The organism is Labrys sp. E2SS-1L (assembly GCF_057073705.1).
Genome location: NZ_CP172712.1, coordinates 2,904,456 through 2,919,387 on the forward strand (window position 1 = coordinate 2,904,456; position 14,932 = coordinate 2,919,387).

General features: G+C 62.9%; 11 protein-coding genes. 4 read left to right on the forward strand and 7 right to left on the reverse strand.

Annotated elements, in window-relative coordinates; genetic code table 11:
- Positions 1-105: 105 nt before the first annotated feature.
- The 5 genes from rpoD to ACIGJE_RS13405 form a co-directional block, all read right to left on the reverse strand.
- On the reverse strand, positions 106-2,109 hold the full coding sequence (gene rpoD / locus ACIGJE_RS13385; RefSeq protein WP_311933054.1) for an RNA polymerase sigma factor RpoD: 2,004 nt from the start codon (positions 2,107-2,109) through the stop codon (positions 106-108).
- Positions 2,110-2,624: 515 nt separating this feature from the next.
- On the reverse strand, positions 2,625-4,532 hold the full coding sequence (gene dnaG / locus ACIGJE_RS13390) for a DNA primase (RefSeq protein WP_311933053.1): 1,908 nt from the start codon (positions 4,530-4,532) through the stop codon (positions 2,625-2,627).
- 200 nt (positions 4,533-4,732) lie between these two features.
- A complete protein-coding gene (locus ACIGJE_RS13395) occupies positions 4,733-5,335 on the reverse strand; it encodes a hypothetical protein (protein WP_483677660.1) in 603 nt (200 codons plus the stop codon).
- A gap of 316 nt (positions 5,336-5,651) precedes the next feature.
- Positions 5,652-6,971: a porin gene (locus tag ACIGJE_RS13400; protein WP_311934368.1), complete on the reverse strand. Its 1,320-nt coding sequence runs from the start codon at positions 6,969-6,971 to the stop codon at positions 5,652-5,654.
- A gap of 502 nt (positions 6,972-7,473) precedes the next feature.
- Positions 7,474-8,412: a LysR family transcriptional regulator gene (locus ACIGJE_RS13405; RefSeq protein WP_483677662.1), complete on the reverse strand. Its 939-nt coding sequence runs from the start codon at positions 8,410-8,412 to the stop codon at positions 7,474-7,476.
- A gap of 56 nt (positions 8,413-8,468) precedes the next feature.
- On the opposite strand from ACIGJE_RS13405, the gene ACIGJE_RS13410 reads away from it, so the two are divergent.
- Positions 8,469-9,395 carry an NAD-dependent epimerase/dehydratase family protein gene (locus tag ACIGJE_RS13410; RefSeq protein ID WP_483677663.1) on the forward strand — a complete coding sequence of 309 codons (927 nt, stop codon included), beginning with the start codon at positions 8,469-8,471 and terminating at the stop codon, positions 9,393-9,395.
- 3 nt (positions 9,396-9,398) lie between these two features.
- On the opposite strand, the gene ACIGJE_RS13415 is transcribed toward ACIGJE_RS13410, so the two are convergent.
- Both ACIGJE_RS13415 and ACIGJE_RS13420 read right to left on the reverse strand, forming a co-directional pair.
- Positions 9,399-10,538 (reverse strand): alpha/beta hydrolase, encoded by a 1,140-nt coding sequence (locus ACIGJE_RS13415; protein ID WP_415086795.1) that lies wholly within the window; start codon positions 10,536-10,538, stop codon positions 9,399-9,401.
- A gap of 75 nt (positions 10,539-10,613) precedes the next feature.
- A complete protein-coding gene (locus ACIGJE_RS13420; protein WP_311934376.1) occupies positions 10,614-11,075 on the reverse strand; it encodes a GatB/YqeY domain-containing protein in 462 nt (153 codons plus the stop codon).
- Between the two features lie 245 nt (positions 11,076-11,320).
- Between ACIGJE_RS13420 and carA the strand changes: the two genes are divergently transcribed.
- From carA to ACIGJE_RS13435, 3 genes are all read left to right on the forward strand, one after another.
- The gene (gene carA, locus ACIGJE_RS13425; protein WP_311934377.1) at positions 11,321-12,520 is read left to right on the forward strand and encodes a glutamine-hydrolyzing carbamoyl-phosphate synthase small subunit; all 1,200 of its coding nucleotides are present in this window, start codon (positions 11,321-11,323) and stop codon (positions 12,518-12,520) included.
- Between the two features lie 20 nt (positions 12,521-12,540).
- Positions 12,541-13,605, forward strand: a complete 1,065-nt coding sequence (locus ACIGJE_RS13430; protein WP_483677666.1) for an extensin-like domain-containing protein — start codon at positions 12,541-12,543, stop codon at positions 13,603-13,605.
- 419 nt (positions 13,606-14,024) lie between these two features.
- Positions 14,025-14,894, forward strand: a complete 870-nt coding sequence (locus ACIGJE_RS13435) for a LysR substrate-binding domain-containing protein (protein ID WP_367625699.1) — start codon at positions 14,025-14,027, stop codon at positions 14,892-14,894.
- Positions 14,895-14,932: the final 38 nt, after the last annotated feature.

Sequence of the window (14,932 nt, forward strand, 5' to 3'; positions counted from 1 at the left end):
GGCGCGACCGGTGAGGTTCGCGCCCTTTCCTGTTGTGCTCTCAGCTTCCAAGAGCGGATATCGCGACATGCTTGCATGTCGCTGAGAAGTCCGCGCTCCGAGGAATCAGTTGTCGAGGAAGCTCCTCAGCTTGCGCGAGCGGCTCGGATGCTTGAGCTTGCGCAGGGCCTTGGCCTCGATCTGGCGGATACGTTCGCGCGTCACCGAGAATTGCTGGCCGACTTCCTCCAGCGTGTGGTCGGTGTTCATGCCGATGCCGAAGCGCATGCGCAGCACGCGCTCCTCACGGGCGGTCAGCGAAGCCAGCACGCGCGTGGTGGTCTCGCGCAAATTGGACTGGATGGCTGCGTCGATCGGCAGGATGGCGTTCTTGTCCTCGATGAAGTCGCCGAGATGCGAATCCTCCTCGTCGCCGATCGGGGTTTCCAGGGAGATCGGCTCCTTGGCGATCTTGAGCACCTTGCGCACCTTTTCGAGCGGCATGGCGAGCTTCTCGGCGAGTTCCTCCGGGGTCGGCTCGCGGCCGATCTCGTGCAGCATCTGCCTCGAGGTGCGCACGATCTTGTTGATCGTCTCGATCATGTGCACGGGGATGCGGATGGTGCGGGCCTGGTCGGCGATCGAGCGGGTGATCGCCTGCCGGATCCACCAGGTGGCGTAGGTCGAGAACTTGTAGCCGCGGCGATACTCGAACTTGTCGACCGCCTTCATCAGGCCGATATTGCCTTCCTGGATCAGGTCGAGGAACTGCAGGCCGCGATTGGTGTATTTCTTGGCGATGGAGATGACGAGGCGCAGATTGGCCTCCACCATTTCCTTCTTCGCCTGGCGGGCTTCGCGCTCGCCCTTCTGCACCATATGCACGATCTTGCGGAACTCGGTGATCTCGAGCCCGGTCTCGGTGGCGAGGTTGTGGATGTCCTCGCGCATCGTCTTGATGGTCTCGAGCTCGTGGGCCACGAACTCCTTCCAGCCCTTGGAGCCGAGTTTGGAAACGCGCAGGATCCACTTGGGATCGAGCTCCGAGCCCTGATAGGTCTTCAGGAAGTCCGTCCGGTCGACGCGATAGCTCTCGGCCAGGCGCATCAGGCGGCCTTCATAGCTGATCAGGCGCTTGTTGATGTCGTAGAGCTGCTCGACCAGGGCATCGATACGCGCCTGGTTCAGCGAGAGGCTCTTGACGTTGACGACGATCTCTTCCTTCAGCTTCTTGTATTTGCGGTCCTGCGACGGCGAGAGCGAGCGGTTCTGCAGCCGGCTCTCGACATTCACGTCCTGCAGGCGACGCAGCTTCTTGTAGTCGTCGGCGATGCGATCGAAGGTCTCGAGCACCTTGGGCTTGAGCTCGGCTTCCATGGCCGAGAGCGACACGTTGTTCTCCATGTCGTCTTCGTCCATGTCACCGTCCATCGGCGGCAAGGCGTCGTCGTCCATCTGCTGCTGCTCGGCCTCGCCGGCCTCGGCCTCGCCTTCACCCGCCACTGCCGGCGGGTTCTTGCCGTCGGGGCCGGCATAGGTCGCTTCGAGGTCGATGATGTCGCGCAAGAGAATCTTGCCGTCATTGAGCTCGTCGCGCCAGATGATGATGGCCTGGAAGGTGAGGGGGCTTTCGCAAAGTCCCGCGATCATCGCCTCGCGGCCGGCCTCGATGCGCTTGGCGATGGCGATTTCGCCTTCGCGGGACAAGAGCTCCACCGTTCCCATCTCGCGCAGATACATGCGCACGGGATCGTCGGTGCGGTCGGTCGGCTCCTTGGCCGTGGTGGTGGAAGCGATCGCCCGTGAAGAGGTGGTGGCCTCGACGAGGTCGCCGCCCTCGGCTTCCTCCTCCTCGCCCTGAGCAGCCTCCTCGGACTCCTCGTTCTCTTCGTTCTCGACGACATTGATCCCCATTTCGGAGAACATGGCGAGCACGTCCTCGATCTGGTCGCCATCGACCTGATCGGAAGGCAGGACGTTGTTGATCTCTTCATGCGTGACATAGCCACGCTTCTTGGCGCGCTTGATCAAGGCGCGAACCGCGGCATCCGACAGGTCGAGCAAGGGGCTGTCCTGGCTCGGCGCTTCGGTGTCCGGCGTTTCTTCCTTGTCAGCTTCCTTTTTCGCCATCGTTGCTTTCCCTCACTCGCTCAAAGCAGGATTTCGCAGCTCGCCCCGCCGGGTAGAGCTCTGAAATCCTGCAATACGTCCCTGCCGGTCCGAGCCCGGCGATTGCCAATTCTCCGGGACCACAGATTTTGGTCCGCAAGCACTGGCGCATCCGCGCACCCTGTGCCAAACCCGATATGGAAATTCTCAGATTCGCCTGCCGGCGCGTCCGAGCAATTCCGAACAACTTCAAGGCCTTGGCGCCCGATCTTGGTATCGGGTGGGAACCCTGGCCCAAAACCCTGCACTTCGCGGGAAGTTCCCGCCAACCCGGACCGTTCGCCAACACCAAAAAGGGCAGCATCCGGTACCCGGAGCCACCCGACTTGTCGCCGCCTTGCTCCAGCGCCCTGGGAAAGACCTTCGATTCGCCCATGCAACGCCTTGCAGCAACTGCCAGAATCGAAATCCAGTTCCAGGAACTGGCGCTATCACTACCGGGGTAATGGCTAATCCGCCGTTAACCCTGACAGCTCCTACACGGCTCGCGAAGTCCGCCCGGACGAAGCTCCAAACCCCTCGATCGTTGCCTCGGTTCCTTCCATCGCGGCGATCTGTGCCTTGATGTCGGTGAGCCGAGCCCAATTCTCTTCGGTGAAGTCCTGATCCATGGCCGCCTGGGCGAGCCTGAGTTCCTTATGTAGCGTACGATTCTTATGATGCAAGGCCACTGCATGCACGAATCCGTCCCGAACGTCGGGAAACGCGGCGTCCCGTCGCACCCAAAAGTGGGTTGGACCGCTCAAAGCGGCGATATGGGCAAGCAAACGTTCGAATCCCTGCAGCATCAGCTCTGCTTCGAGCGCAACTGATTCGCGCAGGCCGTGCGCCACGCAGTCGACCAAAGCCTGGCGCAGGCGGCTCGCCTCGACATTCTCGAATTCGAGCCCTGCCAGCAATTCGCAATGGTCGTCGAGCAAATAGGGATGAGCGACCACGACGGCCAGGATGAGAGCCTCGCGCGCGGGAATGCTGCCATGGCCACCCCGCATGCGTGCACTTTCCCTCACCGCGGGTGTCACCAGATGCGTGGCCTGCGATGTTTCGCGCCGGCCGCCGCCCTGGCGCCACGCCCGTTGCGGGCCGCCTGCAAAACCGGATTGGGCGGCCCGCGCCGGGGCAAAGAAGCTGCGCAGGCGGTTGTCCATGTCCGCGCGATAATGCTTGCGCACCGTTTCGTCGCGGATCGGCGCCAACGCATCCATCAGCTTGCGTTCGAGTGCGGCCCGCCGCTCCGGCGTCGAAAAGTCACCACTCTGCGTTTCCCGTTCCCAGAGAATGTCGGACAGGGGAAGGGCACCTTGCAGGACTTCCGAAACGGCCGTGGCACCCGAACTGCGTACCAGTTCGTCCGGATCCTGCCCGCCCGGCAGCAGCGCGAATTTCAAGGTCTTGCCCGGTCCGATCTGCGGCAGCGCCACGTCGACGGCTCGATAGGCGGCGCGCCGGCCGGCCTTGTCGCCATCGAAGCACAGCACCGGCTCCTCGCTCATGCGCCAGAGCAGGTTGAGCTGGTCTTCGGTGAGGGCCGTGCCGAGCGGGGCGACCGTATGCCCGAAGCCCGCCACGCTCATCATGATGACGTCGACATAACCTTCGACCGCGATGACGCCGCCCTTCTCATGGGCGGCCTTGCGGGCACGGTGATGGTTGTAGAGGCAGGCGCCCTTATGGAAGAGCGATGTCTCGGGCGAGTTGAGATATTTGGCGGATGCCTCCTTGTCCATGGCGCGGCCGCCGAAGGCGATCACCTTGCCGCGCACGTCATGGATGGGGAACATGATGCGGTCGCGGAAGCGATCATAGGGGACCTGGATGTCCTCGCCATGGATGAGCAGGCCCGCTTCGATCATGGCATCGCGGTCGACACCCTTGCCGGCGAGATGATCGCGCAGGGCGAATTTCTCGTTCGGCGAGTAACCGATCCCGAATTCGGCCTGGATCGCCGGCGTCAGGCCGCGATCGGCGAGATAGCCACGGGCAGCGGCGCCTTCCCGCGCCTGCAGGCGGGACTGGAAGAAGGTGGCGGCAAGCTCCATCACCTCATGCAGCGAGGCGCGCTGCTCCTCGCGGCGGACATCCTCCACCGTCATCTTGGGCAGGGTGACGCCCGCATCGTTGGCGCAACGCTCCACCGCTTCGGGGAAGGAAATGCCCTCGACCTCGCTCAGGAAGCGGAAAATGTCGCCATGCTTGCCCGAGGAGAAGCAGTGATAGAAGCCCTTCTGGTCGTTGACATAGAAGGACGGCGTCTTCTCGGCGTTGAAGGGCGAAAGGCCGCGCCATTCCCGGCCCTGCTTCTTGAGCTTGACGCGCCTGCCGACCACCTCCGACACGGGCAGCCGGGCACGGATCTCATCGAGCAGGGAAGGCGGGTATTTCATGGGTTCTTATGTGAGGACGTTGGCGACCGACGCAAGACCCCTAATCTAGCACGGAAGGCGTGAGTCGAATCTTTCCCCATTGTCCTCAGGCCACGCCCTTGCGCCGAGCCGGAAGGGAGGACCGAAAGTTGCTCGCTGCGTGTGCCGATCTGAGCGAAGCCCACCCCGAACACAAAAGCAGCCATTTCCAGCGCCGTCGCTCAGCTCATCGCCTTTCCGGATGTCCTGGGCACGAGGATGCGTTCGCGTGGCGCCACCATCAGGAAGTCCTTGGCCTTCTGGTAGTTGGTCGTCTCCGTCCTGAACCAGCTCTGGGCATAGGAGGGTGCGCCGGGAACGTGGACCGGCTGCAGCACCAGGCGTGTTTCGGGCTGAGGCGCCTGCAGATTGACGGCGGCTCGATGCACGCAGTCGGTGGCGCGCCCGGCGCCGGGATGCCAGCGATAGAGATTTTGGCACCAGACGTCGACGAGCAGGACACGGGTTCCGTTGCGGACTTCCTCGCCCATGCATTGCCACTGAACGTTGAGGGCACCGGTGGCGTATTGCCAGTCGATGTTCTGGAAATAGAACTGCTTGACGGCAACGGAACCCGTCAGGCCCACGCTGCCTTGCTTCCGGACCTCGGCGGTCATAATGCTGGCATTGACTTCGCGAAAGATGCAGCCGCGCACGCCCGGATCTTCATTCAGCAAAGTCCGCACTGAAAACGGCATAGGCGTTCCCGAGCCTTGCAGGTAATGGTCGAGATATTGCTGCGCCCGGCCTCCGGGGCGCATCTTCTGTTCTTTCGCCAAGGTCATGATCTTGAGATCAGACCAGGTTTCGTTATGGCCGGTCAGCTTGCCGCGGAGACGAACGCTACTGCAGGCCAGGTCTATCGCGGTTTTGGAGTTCGACGTCTCAGAGGAGGTTTCGGACATCAAGTTGACTCTCTTGAGCTGACGTTGAGATCGAATTCGGCCAAGGAATTTACAATTGCAGCACTGAAGCAGTCCCTTGGGGTATCCGCAAGTAGGACGATGTCCTGGTGTAGCGACCGCTGTTCGGAGCCAGCAAAGCGAAAGGGCCCGGCTCGCGCCGGGCCCTTCTTGCAACAGTTGAACGCGACAGGCTGGATCAGAAGGTGCGCTTGATGCGCACGCCGCCGGTCCAGAAATTGGACTTGGCGTCGGCCACTCGCGAAACGGTGTTGGGGGCGGTTCCCGTCGTCCACACCGTATTGTCGATGTCCTGGTGAGTGTATGTGACTTCACCCGTGATCGTCAGGCCCTTGACGATGGTGTAAGTAAGATTACCCGTCAGCGAATATTCCTTCACGCCGAGGTCGCCGCCGAGAGCGCTGAACTTGTCATAGGTGGTGTCGATATAACCACCGACCAGGTTGAACCCCCATTGTGGTGTGAAGTTGCCGCCGAGTTCGGCGGTCACCGACCAACCTTTGCCGCCATCGAAGCTGCCATTCGAATTGATGAAATAGTCCTGACCCTTGGTCTTGGTCGAGGAAATGCCGAGATAGTCGAGAGCACCGTCGGCATACTGGCCTTCGATCACCAGATGGCCTTTGTCGAGGGCAGGGATGTTAAGCAGCAAGCTAGCGCCGACCGCATAGCCCCAATTGTTTTCGCGCGGGATATAGTTGGCATTCGTCGGGGGGACAGGCACGCCGTTGGAATCGACGGCCGTCGCCGAACGATATTGATGAGCGGCAGCCTGGACGGCAATCGAACCCCAGTCCTGCTTGAAACGGACTTGGCCGACGACGTCGGGCACTTGCTGCCCGCCTTGCATGGTGCTGCGGAATGCGTTCTGACGATGGTCGCGACCATCTTCGATCGAGAGCGTCGCCGAGAAACCACCGCCGAAGTCGGCGGTATAGGCTAGAAGATTTACGATATTCGACTGGGCGTAATAGGGACCCCACAAGGTGTTGCCATATTCGAAGTCGTAGAAGCCGAAGTAAGAATGCGCGTAACCAGCCGTCAAACCACCGAACTGCAGATAGGCGTATTTGATCGAGAAGGTGTTGCCGGAGGTGTCGCTGTTGACGTTCCAATTGCTCGGGATCGGGCGGCTGTTCGCGCGGAGCTGGAAGAAGGAGCGCAGCAGGCCATATTCGGTCTGAGTGCGAGCGTCGAAGGAGATACGAGCCTCGGTATTGAAGGCGCTGGTGTGGTTGTTGCGAGTCTGCTTGTAGCCGTTCTCGGCCGTCCGGCTATCACCGCTCTGATTGTAGAAGCGATAGTCGGCGCGAATCTCGCCGCCGATCTTGAGGCAGGTGTCGCTGCCGGGGATGTAGAAGAAGCCGGGGCCGAAGGCGGAGCAGACCTTCACATATTCGACGGCTTCCCCCTTGGTCATGGGGAGGTCGGCGGCCTGGGCGGTGGCAAGGGCGGCAAGGCTGGCCGCGGCGCCGAGGAGGAGAGATTTCATCGTCATCTGAAGGCTCACTGAGCAAATTGGATTGAGTGCATCGGGCTGGCTCGTTCCGGCGTCGGGGCCCGGTCAATTCGCTTGAAAGGCGAGACGACGGCCAGGCACCCGCCGAACGGGAACCGAGGCGTCTTTGCGGAATCTTCGAAAGATTCACAATTGAAAATACAACTTTTGATTGGTGTGACGTATTTATAACTAGGAAGTGTCTCTAAAAAGCCACATATAGTTTTATGACAATTTTATGAAATACTTATTATTTGAAATAAATATTTGTAATATCTGTATATATTCATAAAATTTATTTATAGAATTCAAAATAATTCTAGGTAATCAAGAAAAAGTCCGAGGCTTGGAGAGCCGTTCTCGCCAGGTCTGGATCGGGGCGGCCCTCTTCTAGACAGGATGCGTTCTCGGCGTGCACGCATCCGTTACGCCATGATGCTGAAAAACGTCCATGGGTTGTATTTCGCAGCCCCTGGTTGGAAGCCGGAGCCTTCAGCAAGGTCTATGCCGCCATGTCGGCGGCAACCTCTTTGAATATTCCCCGCAGCCAGGCGAGCAGGCGATCGTGCTTGCGGGATGCGTGCCAGACCATGGTGACCTTCAGATCGGCTGGCTCGAGCGGGGGCTCGAGCAGAACGAGACCGAAGGCTTCCGCGAATTGCCGGGCGAAGGCGCGGGAAAGCACGGTCACCATGTCGGTGCGGGCAACGGCCAGCAGGGCCGAGGTGAAATGCGGCGTGGTCAGACCGATGCGCCGTTCCAGGCCCGCCGCGGCCAACGCCGCATCCGCCTCGGTGCTGCCGTCGCCGAAGACAGAGACGGTGACATGGGTGAGGGCGGCATAGGCGGCTAGGCTGGGCGGCCCGTTCCGCGCGGCGGGATGATCGCGTCGCATGATCAGCGCGAGGCGATCGTCCATCAGCATCTCGCTGTGGGTCCCGGCCGCGAGCGGGTAATTGGCCAGGGCGAAGGTCATGTCGATGTCACCGCTTTGCAGGCGATGGGCGATATCCGTGCCGATCGGCACGGCCCGCAGGTCGATATAGGGGGCTTGCCGGAGCAACCGCGCCATCACGCCGGGAAAGAGCAGGGTTGTCAGCGAATCGACCGCCGCGATCCGAAGCGTGCGGCGCTCGGTGGAAGGGTCGAAAAGCGGTTCGGTGACGAGGGCGCGGATATCGGCCAGGAGTTCCTGCACTTGTGGCGCCAAGGCTTCGGCACGTGCCGTCAGTACCATGCCCGCGCCCGAGCGTAGCATCAGTTCGTCGCCGAACAAATGGCGCAGGCGATCGAGCGCCCGGCTCATCGCCGGCTGGCTGAGCCCGATCTCGCGCGCCGCGCGGCTGACGCTGCGCTGGGAGAGCAGGGCGCCGAGGGCTGTCAGCAGGTTGAGATCGATCGCCTTCAAATGCATGTCACGCATATATTGGATATAAAGCATGCATTGGAATTATGGTATAGCCGTTGCTAGCATCTCCTCATCAAGGAGAACGCACCATGCCTGCCAAGATCATGATCCTGGGCTACGGGCCCATCGGCCGCGCCGTTGCACGCCAGCTGTCGGATGCGGGACGCGAGGCGCTCGTCGCCCAGCGACGCGAGCCCGCCAACCTGCCGTCCGGCGCGCGGTTCCGAGCCTGCGATGCTCTCGACCGAGCCAGCCTGACTGCCGCGCTGCAGGGGCACGATGTGCTGATCTGCACCATCGGCCTCGCCTATGACGCGGCCATCTGGGAGAGGGACTGGCCCCGGCTGATGACCAATATGCTGGCAGCCTGCGAGGCGAACGGCGCGCGTCTGGTCTTTGTCGACGACCTCTATATGCACGGTCCCCAGCGCGGGCCGCTCCACGAGAACACCCCCCTCGATGCCCCGGGCCGCAAGGGCAGGGTGCGCGCCGCCATTACACGACAGTGGCAGGCAATGAGCGCGGTGAAGACCGCGGCCTTGCGGGTGACCGATTTCTACGGTCCCGGTGTGGTGTTGTCGGTACTCGGCCAGGAGGCCATCGGTCGTCTGGCCGCCGGCCGCGCCGCACAGCTGGGCATCGCCGCAGACGAGCCGCACGCCTTCGCCTATGCGCCGGATGTCGCTACGGCGGCGATCCTGCTCGCCGATGCGGCGGATGACGCCTATGGCCGGGCCTGGATCATGCCCTGCGCTCCGGCGCGCACCCCGCGCGCGGTGATCGGCATGGCCGCCGCCGCGCTCGGCGTGAAGCCGCGCTTGCAAGCGCTTCCGGGCTGGCTGCAGAAGGTGATGGGCCGGTTCGTGCCCTTTCTCGGGGAGTGGACCGAGACGTCCTATCAGCACGACCGTCCGTTCCTGGTCGATGGCAGCAGTTTCGAGCGCTATTTCGGCTTCCGGCCGATGCCGCTCGAACAGGGCATCTCGGCCACCGCCGCCAGCTTCCGAAAATCTTGAATCTCACTGCCCGACGATGGCTTCGCCCAGACGCAAGGGGGTTTGGAGCAGGGTGCCGGCCGTGTTGACGACGAACAGCCCGGTTCGGGAGATCGGATTGCCGCGCGCAGCCGCCGCATCATTCTTGGCCATCTGATTCAGGGAAGGCAGCAGCCCGACGAACTTGCTGTGATTCATCGAATCCAGGCTCTTGGCGTCCGACATGTCGATGACCCGCAGGCCGTAATGGGCAATGGCCTCCTGGGCCTTCTTGTTGTCGATCAGGACATTGCCGACGCGCGGTACGTCGCCCGCCAGCCGCTGCGAAAAGCCGAGGGCCCGGTCATCGCGCGAAATCGCGACGGTGATGGGTTGATTCAGCTTGCCGATGGTGTCGAGCTGGGTGCGGAAGACGTCGATGTCGATATCCGGCGACATCAGGAAGACTTCGCCGAGCTTGGGCAGGAAGGCCGAGTTGCCGCGGATCCTGGCTTGGCGGAGGGTTTCCACGGCCAGCCAGTTGCCCATCGAATGTGCGATGATGTGGATGCGCCGCACCCCTGGCGTGCGGGCGAGGCCGTTCAGGGTGGTCTCCAGATAATCGCGCGAATAGGTGGTGCTCTCGCGATCGGCGACATAGCCGGTCAAGGTCCCGAGCGAGGGCCAGGCGAAAGCGACCACGGCACCGGGGAAGCCGCTGTCCTTCTCGAGTTGGGCAACCCGATAGACGGCTTCCTGGTAGTTGGTGTTATAGCCGTGCACGAACACGATGACTTCGCCGGTGCCCTTGGTGTCCTTCACCACCGCCGCATCGAAGCGAGCCTGGTCGAGGGGAGCCGAGTTGGTCACCACGAAGTTGACGGCCGGATTGCCGGGAGGTTTCTTCGGCCATTCGATATTGCCGACGGCATGGTTGGGCGGCACCGAGATCGTGTAGGCCTCATAGCTCAGCCCGAAATTGCGCTTGGCGGTGAAGTCGCGCTTGTCGGTCTCGGAGCGCTGGCGGGTGGTGGCGACCAGGATGTTGACCGGCGTGCCGATACCGGCCGATGCCGAGACCGGATGCAGCATCAACGCACCGGGCCGGTCGGCGCAGGACGCCAAGCCGGCCAGGGCAAGCAGGATCACCGAAAACCGAACCAGGAAGCGTGGTGAAGGCGCCATGCCGGCCTCATCGTTGCAGCGGCCGGCAATCTAGCGGGCGCATCGGTCTCGGAAAAGTCCAGAGTTTCGACGTCCTTAACCGCCGAGCGCTTCCTTGACCAGCGGACTGGTCTTGCCGAAATCCATCTGGCCGGCGAAGCGCTCCTTGAGCACGGCCATGACCTTGCCCATGTCCTTGACGCCGGCAGCGCCGATTTCGCCCACGACGGCGGCGATGGCGGCCTTGGTCTCGGCCACGTCCATCTGCTTGGGCAGGAAGGAGGAGAGCGTCTCGATCTCGGCCTTGCTGGCTGCCGCCATTTCGTCGCGGCCGGCCTTTACGGCGGTCTCCAGCGTTTCGTGGGCCTGCTTGATCATCTTCTGCAGCATCGACAGGATCTCGGCTTCCGGGATCTTGCCGTCATGCTCGCCGCCACGAGCGGCGATGTCACGATCCTTCAGCCCGGCCTGGATCATACGCACGACCGACAGGCGAGCCTTGTCGCCGCTCTTCATGGCGTCCTTGACGGCGGTGGTGAAATCGTCACGCAGAGACATGATGCCCTACCTTTCTTGGAATCAAAATTGTTCACCGAGCGGCACGTGGCAGCGAAATATTTGGTGGTATCACCTCAAATCATTGAAAATGCTGATGATTTCGAGTGTGTCCAAGGGTTGACGGCAAGCCGTCCGCCCCCTACTTTCCGCCGCGACTGCCGGGCGGAGCCGAGTATGCCGCCGCCATTCATCCGGCACTTAAGATGAAAATGACCGTCACACAAGCGAGCGCAAGGACTAGACAGATGGAAAATGGCTGGGCGGAACCCAAGGCAACCGCGCTCCTGGTCCTCGCAGACGGCACCGTGATCGAGGGCACCGGGCTCGGCGCCGTGACGAAGGCGGCGGGTGAATTGTGCTTCAACACCGCGATGACCGGCTATGAGGAAATCCTCACCGACCCGTCCTATGCCGGGCAGATCATCACCTTCACCTTCCCCCATATCGGCAATGTCGGCGTCAATGACGAGGACATCGAAACGGTCAACATGGCCTCTTCCTCCGGGGTGAGGGGCGTGGTGCTGCATGCGCCGATCACCGAGCCTGCCAATTACCGCGCCAGTCGCCATCTCGATGCCTGGCTCAAGGCCCGCAACATCGCCGGCATTGCCGGCATCGATACCAGGGCGCTGACGGCCCGTATCCGCGAGGGCGGCATGCCCAATGCCGTGCTTGCCTTCGATCCCGACGGTAATTTCGACGTCGAAGCCCTGAAGCGCGAGGCCGCCGGCCTGCCCTCGATGGACGGTCTCGACCTGGTGCCGCCGGTGACCACGGCCCAGCGTTTCGACTGGGACCAGACCACCTGGGAATGGTCGCAGGGCTTCGGCAAGCAGGACGCTCCGCAATACAAAGTCGTCGCCATCGATTATGGCGTGAAGCGCAACATCCTGCGCCTGCTGGCCGCGGCCGGCTGCGCCGTCACCGTGGTTCCGGCCACCACCCCGGCCGAGGAGATCATCGCTCTGCAGCCGGATGGCATTTTTCTCTCCAACGGCCCGGGCGATCCGGCCGCCACCGGCGAATATGCGGTGCCGGCGATCAAGACGCTGCTCGAAAAGGACATTCCGATCTTCGGCATCTGCCTCGGCCACCAAATGCTCGGCCTCGCGCTTGGTGCCCGCACGGCCAAGATGAAGCAGGGTCATCACGGGGCCAACCACCCGGTCAAGGATTTCACCACCGGCAAGGTCGAGATCGTCTCGATGAACCACGGCTTTGCGCTGGATCGCGACAGCCTGCCGGCCGGCGTGATCGAAACCCATGCCTCGCTGTTCGACGGTTCCAATTGCGGCATCGCCGTCACAGGCAAGCCGGTGTTCTCGGTGCAGCACCATCCCGAGGCGTCGCCTGGTCCACAGGATAGCCACTACCTCTTTAAGCGGTTTGTCGAAAACATGGCGTCTCGCCATGGTGTTGCCGCAGTTGCGCAACACAACGCCTGATCGCAATCGGAGCAGTGTGCATGCGAGCAAGCGTCGCCTGTCTCTTCCTGGTGGTTTCTTGCGCCACTGCGTCGGCGCAATCGGCAGATGGGGCTCTGGTTCCTCTGCCGGACTACTTTCAGAAGAGCATCGCCGCGGCGAACGCCAAGCCGTTGCCGCCCCTCAAGCCCAAGCCCAGCCAGATGCGGGCCATCCGGGCTTCGACCGGGCTGGAAGGTCTGCCGGACCTGATCGTGCATGGCGGCGTGCCCACTCCGCCGGAGCGTCCGCGCCCGAATGACTCTCCCGTGGTGTCGGCCTATGCCGCCGACACGCCCTTGCCGCCGGAGCGTCCGGATACCGATATCGACATGGCGGGGCCGGAGCCCGATGGAGCGTCGACCCAGGCCGATGCCGCGCCGGGCGCCAAGCCCGACGCGGCCTTGCCGCCGGGAACCTTGTCGCATGCCTTCGTGCCGCTGCCCGTGCGCCGGCCCGGCGGCATCGATGACCGCATGACCACCAATCCCGGCGTCAATGCGCCGCCGCCGGAGACCAAGGTCGCCATGCTTGGCGGCATGCCGGGGGCGGGCATCGCCATCAACAATCTGGCGCGCGCCGTACCGGAAGCGGCAATCGTCAAGGGGGCCTGCAGCGTCGCACAGCCCTATCGCCTGATGGCGCTGGGGCCGAGCAGCCGCACCACGCTGGTGCCGGCCGCGACCGTCGACTACGCCATGGTGAATGGGCTGGTGCGCTGGGAAGCCGGCATGCAGGCCGCCGCCAAGCAATATCTCGGCGAGAACGTCGTCGCCATCAAGGTTGCCGCCTCCTATGTCTGCCGTGGCATGAACAATATTCGCGGCGCCAAGCTATCCGAGCACGCCAAGGGCAATGCCATCGACATTTCCGGCTATATCACGGCCAGCGGCAAGGAGATCACCGTCCGCCATGACTTCAAGGGCGGGGGCGCCAAGGCCGCCTTCCTGAAGCAGGTGCATGGCGTGACCTGCGGCGTGTTCCAGGTCGTGCTAGGCCCCGGCTCGGATGGCTACCATGAGGACCATTTCCACATGGATCTCGGCCGCTGGAAGAGCTGCCGGTAAGACCCTCTTCTTTTCTCCTCGACGCTCCCGGCCGGCCATTATCGACGGCCGGCCTTCAGCCGTGAAGGCTGGCGGCCTTCGCGGTGTCCGGGCATGACGGCAGCGGTTCGGCGCGGGCCAAGGTCAAGAACCTGGCGAGGCGTGCCATGAGCGGGGCTTTCGTTCGCCTGGGCGGCTCGCTTGCTTCTCGAGGGGCCGGCCGGCCCTTACCATGCAGCGCTGTTTGTGGCGACAGAGCAAGGCTAAGGCCCCTGGTCAGGCCTGCAGTCAGATAAGAATCAATCATGATGAACGCCTCCTCGCCGGTTGTGAAAATCCGGTGGAATAGCGCTCATTGTCCGGAAAATTCTGGCATTCGACAAACGAGTTCGGCTTGAATATAGTGCCTCACTCATGAGTTTTACTTGTGAGTGAAATGCATGGAGACGCTGCCCTCCCTTCCGGCGCTGCGTGTGTTTGCCGTGGCGGGCAGGGCGCTCAGCTTCACGCGCGCCGCTCAGACGCTCAACGTCACCCAGGCCGCCGTGTCGCATCAGATCCGGGTGCTTGAAGACCAACTCGGCGCGAAGCTGTTCCAGCGTACCACCCGCAGTCTGCAACTCACCGCCGCCGGACAGCAATTGCTGCCGGCCGCCGTCGCGGCCTTCGGTGAACTCGAGCGGGCGGTTGCCGGCATCAGGCGCGCGCAGAGCCTGCTCTCGATCACCACCACACCCTCCTTCGGCGCCCGCTGGCTGGCACCGCGCCTGCCGCGTTTTGCCGAGCTCCACCCGGACATCGAGGTTTCGGTGCGTCATACCGAGACGCCGCTGGATATCGTGGCCGAGGGGATCGACCTTGCCATCCGGGGCGGCCTCGGCAAATGGCCTGGCCTGACGGCGGACTTGATCGGTCCCTCCGTCACGCTACCGGTGGCTGCGCCGGATTATGTCGAGCGCTTGCGTCTCGTCGAGCCGGCGGACCTTGCCCGGGCGCGATTGCTGCATGACCAGGACCGCAGCGATTGGCGGGAATGGCTGGCTGTTGCGCATCTCGATCCGGCTTTGGCGCAGTCCGGACCGACCTTCGACGACGAGAACGTGCTGATCGAACTGGCGCTCGCAGGGCAGGGGGTGGGCTTGGTCGTCGGCAGCGTGGTCGAAGGCCTGATCCGCCAGGGACGCCTGGTAGCGCTGTTCGATCGGCAGGTCACATTGGGGTATGGCTACTATCTTGCCTATCCGCCGGGCGCCCTGGCGTTGGCCAAAGTGGCGGCCTTCCGGCGCTTCGTGTTGGCGCAGGCGCGCTGAGGGCAGGACATCGTATCCGCTCTCCACCTCCTGCAAGG

Bases quoted from the DNA above. Each gene is read 5' to 3' on its own strand.
- rpoD (WP_311933054.1), bottom strand. From the start codon at position 2,109: ATGGCGAAAAAGGAAGCTGACAAGGAAGAAACGCCGGACACCGAAGCG.
- dnaG (WP_311933053.1), bottom strand. From the start codon at position 4,532: ATGAAATACCCGCCTTCCCTGCTCGATGAGATCCGTGCCCGGCTGCCC.
- ACIGJE_RS13395 (WP_483677660.1), bottom strand. From the start codon at position 5,335: ATGACCTTGGCGAAAGAACAGAAGATGCGCCCCGGAGGCCGGGCGCAG.
- ACIGJE_RS13400 (WP_311934368.1), bottom strand. From the start codon at position 6,971: ATGACGATGAAATCTCTCCTCCTCGGCGCCGCGGCCAGCCTTGCCGCC.
- ACIGJE_RS13405 (WP_483677662.1), bottom strand. From the start codon at position 8,412: ATGCTTTATATCCAATATATGCGTGACATGCATTTGAAGGCGATCGAT.
- ACIGJE_RS13410 (WP_483677663.1), top strand. From the start codon at position 8,469: ATGCCTGCCAAGATCATGATCCTGGGCTACGGGCCCATCGGCCGCGCC.
- ACIGJE_RS13415 (WP_415086795.1), bottom strand. From the start codon at position 10,538: ATGGCGCCTTCACCACGCTTCCTGGTTCGGTTTTCGGTGATCCTGCTT.
- ACIGJE_RS13420 (WP_311934376.1), bottom strand. From the start codon at position 11,075: ATGTCTCTGCGTGACGATTTCACCACCGCCGTCAAGGACGCCATGAAG.
- carA (WP_311934377.1), top strand. From the start codon at position 11,321: ATGGAAAATGGCTGGGCGGAACCCAAGGCAACCGCGCTCCTGGTCCTC.
- ACIGJE_RS13430 (WP_483677666.1), top strand. From the start codon at position 12,541: ATGCGAGCAAGCGTCGCCTGTCTCTTCCTGGTGGTTTCTTGCGCCACT.
- ACIGJE_RS13435 (WP_367625699.1), top strand. From the start codon at position 14,025: ATGGAGACGCTGCCCTCCCTTCCGGCGCTGCGTGTGTTTGCCGTGGCG.